This window comes from Vibrio sp. HDW18, from assembly GCF_011306175.1.
Classification (GTDB): Bacteria; Pseudomonadota; Gammaproteobacteria; order Enterobacterales; family Vibrionaceae; genus Vibrio; species Vibrio chanodichtyis.
Map to the genome: position 1 here is coordinate 438,893 of NZ_CP049914.1, position 12,178 is coordinate 451,070.

The 12,178-nt window shown below is 47.0% G+C and carries 10 protein-coding genes; 6 read left to right on the plus strand and 4 right to left on the minus strand.

Annotation, left to right across the window (positions count from 1 at the left end; genetic code table 11):
* Nucleotides 1–7 precede the first annotated feature (7 nt).
* Entirely contained in the window at nt 8–517 is a 510-nt protein-coding gene (gene napF / locus G7083_RS13715) for a ferredoxin-type protein NapF (RefSeq protein WP_166015389.1), read from the minus strand.
* 249 nt (nt 518–766) lie between these two features.
* On the opposite strand from napF, the gene narQ reads away from it, so the two are divergent.
* Both narQ and G7083_RS13725 read left to right on the plus strand, forming a co-directional pair.
* The gene (gene narQ, locus G7083_RS13720; RefSeq protein WP_240911955.1) at nt 767–2,434 is read left to right on the plus strand and encodes a nitrate/nitrite two-component system sensor histidine kinase NarQ; all 1,668 of its coding nucleotides are present in this window, start codon (nt 767–769) and stop codon (nt 2,432–2,434) included.
* A gap of 46 nt (nt 2,435–2,480) precedes the next feature.
* A complete protein-coding gene (locus G7083_RS13725; RefSeq protein ID WP_206212129.1) occupies nt 2,481–3,104 on the plus strand; it encodes a response regulator in 624 nt (207 codons plus the stop codon).
* A 149-nt stretch (nt 3,105–3,253) separates the two neighbouring features.
* Here the strand turns inward: G7083_RS13725 and G7083_RS13730 are convergent, their stop codons facing one another.
* Complete coding sequence (locus tag G7083_RS13730; protein WP_166015391.1) at nt 3,254–5,020, minus strand: methyl-accepting chemotaxis protein; 1,767 nt, start codon at nt 5,018–5,020, stop codon at nt 3,254–3,256.
* 145 nt (nt 5,021–5,165) lie between these two features.
* On the opposite strand from G7083_RS13730, the gene G7083_RS13735 reads away from it, so the two are divergent.
* The gene (locus G7083_RS13735; RefSeq protein WP_166015392.1) at nt 5,166–5,819 is read left to right on the plus strand and encodes a beta-phosphoglucomutase family hydrolase; all 654 of its coding nucleotides are present in this window, start codon (nt 5,166–5,168) and stop codon (nt 5,817–5,819) included.
* Between the two features lie 115 nt (nt 5,820–5,934).
* On the opposite strand, the gene G7083_RS13740 is transcribed toward G7083_RS13735, so the two are convergent.
* A complete protein-coding gene (locus tag G7083_RS13740) occupies nt 5,935–6,408 on the minus strand; it encodes an FKBP-type peptidyl-prolyl cis-trans isomerase (RefSeq protein ID WP_166015393.1) in 474 nt (157 codons plus the stop codon).
* Nucleotides 6,409–6,671: 263 nt separating this feature from the next.
* Here G7083_RS13740 and G7083_RS13745 point away from each other — a divergent pair, with 263 nt between their 5' ends.
* Nucleotides 6,672–7,283, plus strand: a complete 612-nt coding sequence (locus tag G7083_RS13745) for an OmpA family protein (RefSeq protein WP_166015394.1) — start codon at nt 6,672–6,674, stop codon at nt 7,281–7,283.
* 108 nt (nt 7,284–7,391) lie between these two features.
* Complete coding sequence (locus G7083_RS13750; protein ID WP_166015395.1) at nt 7,392–8,954, plus strand: PAS domain-containing methyl-accepting chemotaxis protein; 1,563 nt, start codon at nt 7,392–7,394, stop codon at nt 8,952–8,954.
* A gap of 68 nt (nt 8,955–9,022) precedes the next feature.
* Here the strand turns inward: G7083_RS13750 and glpD are convergent, their stop codons facing one another.
* Entirely contained in the window at nt 9,023–10,612 is a 1,590-nt protein-coding gene (gene glpD / locus G7083_RS13755) for a glycerol-3-phosphate dehydrogenase (RefSeq protein ID WP_166015396.1), read from the minus strand.
* Between the two features lie 342 nt (nt 10,613–10,954).
* On the opposite strand from glpD, the gene G7083_RS13760 reads away from it, so the two are divergent.
* Nucleotides 10,955–11,875, plus strand: coding sequence for an aminoimidazole riboside kinase (locus G7083_RS13760; protein WP_166015397.1), 921 nt, complete (start codon nt 10,955–10,957; stop codon nt 11,873–11,875).
* Nucleotides 11,876–12,178: the final 303 nt, after the last annotated feature.

Consider the following 12,178-nt stretch of genomic DNA (forward strand, 5'->3'; position numbering starts at 1 on the left):
TCGCGATTTAAGCGATATTTTTAGTATAGTCAACGGCAGTATAGTAGACGGCGATTGCGCTGCTTGGACAAACGGCAACACAAGCACCACAACCGGAACAGTTTGGTTGATTGACCTGTGGCATCGCTGTGCGTCCAAGTTGTAAAGCAAACTGGATCGCCTCGGCAGGACAAGCATCCTGACAAGAACGGCACTCCACTTGGTTATGCGCTAAACACTGGCTGGCAATTTGAGCGCTGGCTTGCCAAGGTGCGGCACTTTGCGGCAGAAAAATCGGTTCCGGACAGCTTTGGGCGCATTGATAACAGAAAGTGCATTCATCTAGCGAAAAATCGATGCTGGGAAAACCACCATCGCCGGTTTTGATGATCTGGGTTTCACACGCTTGGAGGCATTTACCACAGCGAGTACAGTCATCAATAAATGCTGATGGGTTGGCTATCCAAGGCAATCTGACTTGGCTTGGGGGCGTTTGCTGTCCAGCGGTAAACCAGCGTCGTTTGCTTAAATCGACCATTGTTTCTCCCCGCGCGCTCACAACCAACCCTATTTCCATACACAAATTGTAGTTTTTAACCTATTTGTATAAATACCTCTTAGGAGGTAATTAGGCGGGGCGGTTGTTTTGGATCAATAAATCTACCTACTCATTTCGGATAGTGTAGCCCCAAATCGGACAATGTTGGCGCAAAGAGGTGGCTGCTTAGTGAGTGATGAGAGAGAAATGGTGTTGTCGAGTTCGGTACCCAAATCATTAACGCGCACCATGGCGAAAGCTATGCTGCTGATCCTATTCTTATCCGCCTTGACCACAGGGGTGGCGATTGTCACGTTGGCTTCGTCACTGAATGATGCCGAAGCGGTCAACGTTTCCGGCTCGATGCGCATGCAAAGTTATCGATTAGCGTATGATATTCAAGCCCAATCGAAAGATTACCAAGCACACATTTATTTGTTTGAGCATTCACTGTATTCGCCTTCGATGTTGGCGCTACTGCATTGGACGGTACCGAGCGATATTCAGCGTGATTATCACCAACTGATCGACCGTTGGCATCAGCTCAAAAAAGTGCTTAATAGTGAAAACAAAGCGCAATATTTTGATGAAGTAGCCCCTTTTGTCAGTTTGGTGGATAGCTTTGTGCTTAAGCTGCAACGCTTTTCCGAACGTAAGCTGATTGCCTTGGCTGCGGTTGGCAGTTTTGGTCTCGGTGGGATTTTCGCCGTCTCGCTGTTTGTGGTGTATTACATTCGTGAAGAGGTGGTCAAACCGTTAAATGCGCTGGTAGCCGCCAGTGAAAAAATCAAAAATCGCACCTTTGATGTCGCCTTAGATGAAACCAGCAGCACCGAAATGGGCATCCTCACGCGTACTTTTAACAGCATGGCCGGTGATCTCGGTAATTTGTATCGTGGACTAGAACATGCGGTGAATGAAAAAACCCATAAACTACAAGCCGCTAATCAAACCTTACAAGTGTTGTACCACTCATCGCAAGAGTTGACCGCTTCACGGATCACCGCGAGTAATTTCCAAAATATTTTGCGTCACTGGGTAGCCGTGGATGGGATCAGTGCTCTGCGTTTAGAAATTGATGACCAAGATGGTAAGTCTTTGATTTTAGAGGAAGGTAAGCCAAGTGGCGGATTGATGCTGCAAACTCCACTCACTTTAGATGGACAGCATCTGGGGTTGTTATATTGGGATGCCAGTGCGCCGGGGCCGGATCGCGCTTTGATTGATAATTTCGCGCAGATTTTGTCACGCGCAATATACTACAACCAAGCGCAGCGCCAAGCCGAACAGTTGCTTTTAATGGAAGAACGCGCCACTATCGCGCGCGAATTGCATGATTCACTCGCGCAATCGCTATCTTATTTGAAAATTCAGCTCACCTTGCTGAAACGCTCGGTGATGTCACTGCCTGCCGAAGCGAATTTGAGCAAAGCGGAAACCATCATTAGCGATATCGACCAAGGTTTATCGGATGCTTATACCCAATTGCGTGAGTTACTGACCACTTTTCGTCTTACCTTAAGTGAAGGCAGTTTTGGGCAGTCATTGCAGAGTATGTTGACTCAGATTGCGGCACAAACCGAGGCCAATATTGAACTGAATAATGCCTTGTCATCGATGGATCTCGATGCCCATCAACAAGTGCATTTAGTGCAGTTGATCCGTGAAGCCACGATTAACGCCATTAAACATGCTAAGGCCAGCACGATTAGGATTAATTGCCAAGAGCAAGATGGGGTAGTGCAGGTCACGATTGAAGATGACGGGATCGGTTTTGATCCACAAGGTCACAAGCTTAACCATTATGGCATGAGCATTATGCAAGAGCGTGCAGCCCGTTTAGGCGGCACGTTACAGGTTGACTCTGCACTGGGTAAAGGGTGCAAGGTGAGGCTGACTTATGCCCAAGCCACTTGATACACCAAGATCAGGTGATATCCATTGAACGAGGAGATACAGAATAATGAGCTATAAGGTTCTTTTGGTGGATGATCACCCATTGATGCGCCGTGGTATTCATCAATTACTCAATTTTGAAGCAGAATTCGACGTCGTGGCCGAAGCAAGTAATGGCGCCGAAGCCATTGCGCTGGCGCACGATTTGCGGCCAGATTTGATCCTGCTTGATCTAAATATGAAGGGCATGTCGGGTTTAGATACGCTCACCGCACTGCGCACTGATGAGTGTGATGCCTATGTGGTGATCTTAACGGTTTCCGATAGTGCGGCGGATATTGAAGCTCTGGTTAAAGCGGGGGCGGACGGTTATTTGCTCAAAGATACTGAGCCGGATCAATTGATCGCCCTGCTTAAACAAGCGTTGCAAGGGGATAAAGCTTACAGTGAGGCGGTGACACGCTATCTGCTGAATCGTGGTGAGGTACGTAATCCTTTTGCCACATTGACGGAACGCGAAATGCAAATCATGTCAGAAGTGGCAAAAGGTTTTCGTAATCGAGAGATCGCCGAGCGCTTATTTATCTCAGAATCGACCGTCAAAGTGCATATGAAAAGTTTACTGAAAAAGCTGGATGTACCTTCACGCACTGCCGCCACGATTGTGTATTTGGAGCATTATTCTAACTGAACGCATCTTTGCTCCGTTGTGGGTAATAGCAATAGAGGCGATATGTTCAGCTAGAAGAATTACGGCTCGATTATTCCGCTGTTTGATTAACTCACGAAGGCTCAAGCAGAGCCTTCGCGCAGGCTTAAGCGATACGCTGGTGCCTCTACTTATTGATTTCGATTAGTATGAAACTCGGCAACTGTTTCATCCATTTCATGGGCTTGCCGAGAAACCATGTCCACCTCAACTAGGCAGTGCTGCGCGGAATGCATATTGTTGTCAGAAATAGTATTCAGTTCAGTGATCGATTGACTGACGTGATCCATCACGCAACCTTGCTCTTCAATTGCCGCTGCAATCCGCTGCGAGTTATCTTGAATAGTGTTCATATCAAAAATAATTTGCTGCAAGCTTTCATCAAGTTGACGTGATGCACTGAGCGTTTCTTGCCCTTGATGATTACACTGCACAATCTCTTCGACCACTTGGCTCATCTGAGACTGAATATCCGATACCACTCGGGTGATCTCTTCGGTGGATTGATGGGTACGAGTGGCCAGTGAACGTACTTCATCAGCCACCACGGCAAATCCACGTCCTTGTTCACCGGCACGCGCCGCTTCAATCGCAGCGTTGAGCGCCAGCAAATTGGTTTGCTCGGCAATGCCCTGAATAATGCTGACCGCACCTCCAATTTTTTCCACTAAGCTGTTCAGTGAACCAATCGAGATTTGGCTTTTCTGCAGCGTGGATGAGAGTAGATCGATGTTTTTCACAGTACTCACCACCACGCTGCGCCCATGTTCGGCATTGTGAGTGGCTTGGTTGACGCCATCGACCGCAATATTGGTGCTTTGCGAAATTTCACTGATGGTGGAGACCATCTGTTGTACCGAGGTTGCCATTAACGCAATATGTTCAGATTGGACATTAAACTGTGTAATCACCAGCTCAAGTTCGTTATGCATACTGGAAGTGCTGGTATACAACTGGTGAGATTTAGTTTGTGAGCCGCTGATCAATTGCTCAAATTTATCCAGTAGTCCATTGAAGTAACGGGCGACCGCAGTTAATTCATCTTGACCAGTGAGTTTGGCACGCAGAGAAATATCATTGGTTTGGGCAATGCGCTGGATCACTGCGAGTAGCTGGGTGATCTGTAAGTTAATCGAGCGGCTAATTTGGTAAATCACCAGCACAATCGCCAACACAACGCCAATTGTGACCGTGAGTTGAACGGTTTTCATGGCGTGTTGTTTTTGCTTAACCGCTTGATTCAAGGTTTGCGAAAAACTTTTAAAGCGCTCTTCTACTGCATGAGATTTGGCTCGCGCTTGACCAAGTAAACCTTGATTGTAGGTTAAGCCGATCACTTTTTTCTGGGTGATAATAGCCTGTGCGCTATCGATTAACGAAGGATATTGGTTAAATGCGTTACTGGTGATGGCACCGTCCAGCAGTTGCTGATGAAAATCGTGCAGGGCTAAGCGCGCATCGGTTGATAGCTGCTGTTGAGTGTGGTTGAACGCTTGATAGTAGCTGTGCCATAAACCACGTTGTTGATCTAAACCTAAGGTTTGATAAGCACTGACCAATTGTTCAAAACTGCGTTTGTATTCGAGTAAATCATTGCGTAGCGCGTTAGAATCCCCAAGCTGATACTTGAGCATGATCGCATCGAGATCACTTTGTAGGGCGAGAAAAAGGTCACTATTTTTCTGGAAAGTTTCGAGATATTTTGCATCACTGCGCAGCAAAAAATCTTTTTCGTTACGTCTTAAATTGAGTAATCGGACTTCGAGTTTATCGACTTGGTTGACGGCTCGATTAAGCTCATCGTTGGTGGTGGCGAATTGTGAGGTAGTAAAAAAAATCGCAATCGATCCTAAAATGGCGATGATGGCCAAACTATACAGCTTATTTTTAATATTCATGGTATTACCTAGTTATTATTTTACTTAACAGACTGTTGCAAGCGTAAATCAATGTCTGAATCTAAACTACGTTGCAGTGTACTGGTAATAAGCAAACGATCAATGGCTTAGAAGCTTATCCGATTTGTTTTTCTATGAATTATTAATGACAAATTCCTTATTAAGTGTGGGAGATAACGTGATTAGTATCAATTTTAATCAGTACCATGGCTTTATCTTTGATATGGATGGAACTCTTCTTGATACCATGCCGGCGCATATAGCCGCTTGGCAAGCCACTGCTGAGCAGTTTGACTTTCCCTTTGATGCCGCGTGGCTTTATGGCTTAGGAGGCATGCCTAGTACAAAAATTGTTGAGCAGATCAATCACAAATTAAATATGACGCTGGATCCTGAGCAGGTGGCGGCTTATAAGATGGCGCAGTTTGCTAAGCTGGGTTTGCAAGCGGATCTTATCCCTGCTACCTATCAGCTGTTGTGTCAGTGGCATGGTCAGAAAAAGATGGCGATTGGCACAGGCAGTCAGCGAGCAAGTGCGCTGGGTTTACTCACACGTGCCCAAGTCGTGGATAAATTTGATGTGATTGTCAGTGCGAGCGATGTCACTGAGCATAAACCGCATCCCGAAACCTTTTTGAGTGCCTGTGAGCAGATGGGATTACAGCCTAAGCAGTGTCTGGTGTTTGAGGATACTCAGTTAGGTATGCAAGCGGCGCATGCTGGAGGGATGGATTGTGTATTGGTCAGCGAACAAGGATTAGCTTTTTATCCTGCCGCCGAAGCGACTCAGCCAGCTTAATCGATGAGCATTATTTAGTGCCCCAAAAAGCTGCCGCGGCAGCTTTTTCTATTCAATCGATGTGGCTATTTCAGCCAGAGTAGAACCGATTCGGTGAATGGTAAGCTAAGCGAATTTATTCAATCGCCAGCAGTTCAACCTCAAAAATTAATACGGCAGAAGGTGGGATAGGGCCAGTGCCACTTTTGCCATAGCCTAGGTTACTTGGTACATAAAAGCGTGTTTTTTCGCCGACCACCATCAGTTGTACACCCTCTTGCCAACCTTTGATCACTTGGTTCAGGCCAAAACTGATTGGCTCACCGCGCACCACTGAACTATCAAACACCGTACCATCGATTAATTCACCGTGATAATGTACTTTTACCCGACTTTTCGGCCCCGGATGCTCGGTTCCGTTGCCCGCTTGCAATACCTGGTACTGCAAGCCACTATCGGTGGTAATCACATCTTCACGTTGGCCATTTTCGGTCAGAAAATGCTGTCCAGCCGCAAAATTAGCATCGGCCGCTTTATGGTTAGTCCAAGTGCGATAAATCATAAAGCCAGCGAGTAGAAAAACCACTAAGGGAATAATAATTTTAGACATAAAGCGTTTAGCGTCCTTTAACTGCGATATTGATTGGCGACTTAAAGCGGCATGGCCCAAATCGCCAAGAGAGAGTTGATCCACTTTACATCATCGACACGATGAATTTGAGTCTTTGAGAATGCGGCAATAAACAACCAGCCACATTCTAACCATGGATTATGTGATGGCAAGCTAGCGCTGGGTAAATTGTTATTGATCAGCAATAAAGTTTTACCAAATGCGCCGATACTATATAAGAGATCAACAACTGAGTATGGGATATGAAATTCTGGATTTGCTACATGGCATTATGCTTGGCGGGATGTGGTTCACTGGCAACCGATCGTATGCTCAGTAACAATTTGTTGGATGTTGCGCCGCAAAGTGATGCGGATGTGCGTCATCCAGAGTGGGGCTATGCCACCAAGAAGAGTGTGATCGCGCCGCCGCAGAACATACCGCAACCACAACCGAATCGCGATATGCTGATCCAGCAATATTTGCTCACTAGCGGTATTGAGCATGAATTTATTGCCGGTGCTCACCCCACGATAAAGTTAAAACAAACCGTCAAGTTTGCTACTGGATCGGCTCAGCTTTCCAATCAATCTCTACAATGGTTAGATCGCGTCGCGCGTTTTTTATCCACTCAAAATGGAATTGAAGTGGTGTTAGAAGGCCACGCTGATAGCACCGGCGCAGAGCGATTTAACGATACCCTGTCACAAAGAAGAGCCAATGCGGTGAAAAATGCGCTGATCCAGCGTCAGCTGGCGCAAAATACCATTTATACTCGCGGCTTTGGCGAGCATGTGCCTGCGTGTAGCAATAACACGCAGACCGGTCGTGCCTGTAACCGCCGAGTTGAAGTGCGTTTTATCTTAGCTGAATAATAAATTGCGCCTTAGCTGAACTGGCATCTGCTTCACCAACTTGAGTTTTTCGCAACAACTGTGTATAAATCCGCGTACATAAAGTAGCGTTAGAGCAACAAAAATAAAATGTCAGCCTATACCATCTCATCTCAACAAGAAACTCTGATTGCAGACCACGAACAACTGGTCTCCACGACCGATTTAAAAGGTGTCATCACTTATTGTAATGATACCTTTTGCCGAATTGCTGGCTTTCAAGTCGATGAATTACTGGGTCAAAATCACAATATCGTGCGACATGATTCAATGCCGAAAGCGGCATTTGCTGATATGTGGCAGCACCTCAAACAAGGACATGCGTGGCGAGGTATTGTAAAAAACCGTACTAAAACAGGCGGTTACTACTGGGTTGATGCGTATGTCACACCGATTTATCAACAAGGTCAAATCTCAGGTTATCAATCGGTTAGAGTAAAAGCGCAGCGCCAGTGGGTTAATATTGCCAGTAAAGCCTATCATGCTCTGCTCAGCGCAGAACAAGCCGGTAAACGGATAGCCTTACCTGTCAATACTTCGCTGCGTTATGCCATTTTACTTGGTGGCTTAATGTCACCGATTGTTGCTCATTGGTTGCAAGCCTCTGATAGTTGGCAATTATTGGCCAGTATTATTCCCGCTGGTGTATTAGCACTGTTTTTCCGACAAGAGATACTGCATACGCCGCAGCATTTACAGCGACTCAAGACCGAATACGACAGTATTAGCCGCTTGATCTATTCAGGCTCACATCCTTTTTCGGTTGCCGATTATCATCTGCAGATGGCTTCCGCTCGTATCCGCACCATTTTAGGTCGAATGATGGATTCGGCTCGGCCGCTGGGCGATCTCGCTAAACAGTTGCATTCTACCACACAACAAGTGCATCAAGCGTTGGCTGAGCAAGATAGCAATATTCGAGCGGTAACTCAGGCCACCGATGCAGTAGAGCAGGCGGCCGATCAGGTGGCTTGTCATTCTCAATCAGCCCATCAATTGATCGATCAGGTACAAACACATTGCACCGATACCAAACACAGTATTGAAATTACCTACCAAAATTTACAGAAATTGGTCGCACAAGCAGAAAGTGCAACGGTGACGACTGTGAAACTGAGTGATCAAGCGCAGCAAGTAGGGCTGCTAATGAGTGAAATTGGTGGCATTGCTGAGCAGACCAATCTATTAGCGTTGAACGCCGCGATTGAAGCGGCACGAGCCGGTGAACAAGGGCGTGGTTTTGCGGTGGTCGCTGATGAAGTGCGTGCATTATCAGGGCGTACCCAACGTGCGACACAACAAATCCAAACCAGTATCGATACTATGCTTGCCACAATTGCTGCTTGGCGAGGTGATATTACCGCCAGTCGTGATCAAACCGAGCAGTGTGCCTTGGATGCGAATACCACGTTACAGCAACTGTGCCATGTCGAGAGCGTCATGCAGGATATGCAATACGTGATTAGCCAAGTGGCCAATGCCGCAGATCATCAGCGAGAGTTAACCAGCGATGTCAATCAGCATGTCCATGCGATTGCTAGCGCAGCGACGCAAAACGTAATCGCTACCGATAGAGTGGAAGAGCTTGCGGTAGCGATGAGTGGTAAAGTCGGTGAGTTTAGTGCGTTGGCTAAGCAGTTTACCGCCAAATAGCGCAACAGAGTACACCCAAACCACCATCACCTGCTTGGGGGATGATGGTGGTTTAAATTGACGGTACTTTAACACTGCGATGTTTTAACCTGCTGTACGTTTTCGCTCGCCACTGGTTTTAAACCAGCCTGCTGGGCAATCTGCTGATTGAGCTCTCTTTGTTGCAAATAGCTTTCCACTTTGATCATTAGCGCATGATCATGATTCAAACCAAGTTTGCTTCTGCGCCAGAAAATATCGCTCGCCTGCCGAGCAAACTCTTGCTCACACAAATAGTCGATCTCTTTTTGATACAGATCATCACTAAAAGCCATGCCGAGATCATCGATCGCGGTGACGCCCATTAACAGTTGGCGGGTACGGCTGCCATAGCTGCGTAGCCAGCGTGCGATTAAAGGCTCGCCAATAAATGGAAACTCAGTGAGCAACTGATTTTTTAAGGTGAGATGATCAAAACCTTCACCGCCAGGCAGTGGTGCATTGGCGGTCCATGCTGCGCCCATCTGTGGCAGGAAAGGGGCAAGTTGGGTCATTGCTGCTTCAGCAAGTTTGCGATAAGTGGTCAGTTTGCCACCAAAAATGGACAGCAATGGCGCTTGATCGTCTGGGCAATCCAGCGCCAAAGTGTAGTCTCTGGTGATCGCCTGTGGCGAATTGGATTCATCATCACACAGTGGCCGCACTCCACTAAACTCAGCAATAATGTCAGAACGGGTGATTTGATGGATAAAATGCTTATTGACAATCGCAATCAAATAATCACGTTCAGCATCAGTGATAGCGACATGTCGCGGATCACCGTGGTATTCCACATCAGTGGTGCCGATCATCGAATAGTGATCAAGATAAGGGATCACGAACACAATTCGCTTATCCTCATTTTGCAAAATATAGGCTTGCGGCTCGGCGTGAATGCGCGGCACGATAATATGTGAGCCTTGAATTAAGCGAATGCCATAAGGCGAATTGATCTGGGCATGGTGATGTAAAAATTGTTTAACCCAAGGACCGGTTGCATTGACTAATGCGTGGCTACGGCGCTCAAAGCGTTGCTCGGTTTGCTCATCAAACAGCGTTACGTGCCATAATTTACCCACGCGTTGGGCTTTTTCTACCGTGCAGTAATTGAGCACTTCGCCGCCTTGTTCGTGGGCTTGCCGTGCATTGAGCAGTACCAAGCGCGCATCATCGACCCAACAATCGGAATATTCAAACCCCACCGCCATTTCCGGTTTGGTGATGGTTCCCGCTTTGAGCGCCACTTTATGGCTGGCGGGCAGTGAAGTTCGTTTGCTTAAGTGATCATAAAGAAATAACCCGGCACGGATCATCCAAGCTGGGCGCAAGAAAGGCCGATGCGGCAGACGAAAACGCATTGGCGTGACAATGTGCGGGGCTTTATTGAGCAGCACTTCACGTTCGGCCAGCGCCTCACTGACTAAGCGAAATTCATAATGTTCTAAATAGCGTAGACCGCCATGCACCAGCTTCGAGCTCGCCGAAGAGGTGGCGCTGGCAAAATCTTTGGCCTCATATAACCCGACTTTGAGTCCGCGTCCGCTAGCATCGGCGGCGATACCAGCACCATTGATGCCGCCACCGACAATAATCAGGTCGAGCACTTCATTGGAGGTGAAACGTGTTGAGCGACTATTCATGGTTATCTCCGCATTATTTATTTTCGTTTTTGCTCTTTAATGTTCGTATGAAGACATTAAAGCACACGAGTGCGCAATATTTCTACTATAAAATTTGATCTTGATCAGAAATGAATCAAGAGTCGGTGCTTGATGAGTCGATCAGGAAAGGAGTCATCGAAAGGGTGAATATTCGATAGGTATCGTTCCCAATAAAGTAAAGTGGAAATGCGCGACAAATTGCCAATCTTTATCTGAGCTCACAAATTTCATCAATTTCTGGATCGTTTTTAGTGTCGCTAGTGTTGCCGCTGAAACGCTTTGGTTAGACTTCAATCCAACAATAATTTCAGGAGTAGTTTGATGTCTAAAGTATGGTTAACTGGTGATGCGGTGGTGGATCTGATCCCCGATGGAGCGCAGCATTATTTAAAATGTCCCGGTGGCGCTCCGGCTAATGTTGCGGTCGCGATTGCTCGGCTGGGTGGTGAGTGCGCTTTTTTTGGTCGTGTCGGGAACGATCCCTTTGGTCGTTTTATGCAGCAGACCTTGATCGAACAGCAGGTCGATTGTCAGTACTTAGCTTTTGATCCTGAGCGACGCACTTCGACCGTGCTGGTGGATCTGGATGAGCATGGCGAGCGCAGCTTTACCTTTATGGTTAAGCCTAGTGCTGATCAGTTTCTTCAGCCGAGTGATATTCCGCGCTTTGAATTCGGCCAATGGTTACATGTCTGTTCGATCGCGTTGGCCAATCAACCCAGTCGCAGCAGCACCTTGAGTGCTATTCAACAGATGAAACAAGCTGGTGGTTATATCAGTTTTGATCCTAATTTACGTGAAGAAGTGTGGGCGCAGCCAAGCGAGCTAAGAGCGGTAGTGATGGAGGCAGTGCGTTTGGCGGATGTGGTCAAATTTTCAGCCGATGAGCTGCAATATTTAACCGAAACCGATTCGATTGAAGAGGGATTAAAGGCACTTGCCCAGTACCAGATCCCATTAGTGGTGGTGACGCTTGGTGCGCAAGGCGCATTAGTGGTCACCTCGGACGGGCAGAAGATGGTGGCCGGTAAAGTGGTTAAGCCGCTAGATACGACCGGAGCCGGTGATGCTTTTGTCGGCGGGCTGCTTTATCACTTGTCAGTGGCCGAAGATTGGCGGCATCTGGCGCTGATTGTCGAGGCGGTGACAGCGGCTAATGGGTGCGGCGCATTGGCCACTACTCAAAAAGGCGCGATGACGGCCTTGCCAACTCAAGCCGCGCTAAAGCTTTTCTTAGCATAACGCGAGAAAGCATCAGTGGTGGTTGGAGTGAGTGGAGAGTTCAAATTTACAGCATCAACAAATAACGTGATGAAGTTATGAATTCTCCATCATTTTCGGGATCGTTCCCGTTTTCTTGTGTATAGTGAGTGAGCTGAGAGATTAAGCCAAAGTAATCGGTCTTTGACAGTGAAGACAATCGCCGAATTACGTTTGGTTTAGCGGTAAAAGATTTTAGCATTGCGCCTCTTTCGAGGTTTCTTCGCACATATTGGCTATATCATTGGGAACGTTTGCAGGTTCTGGTGATAATTCAATAAGTCA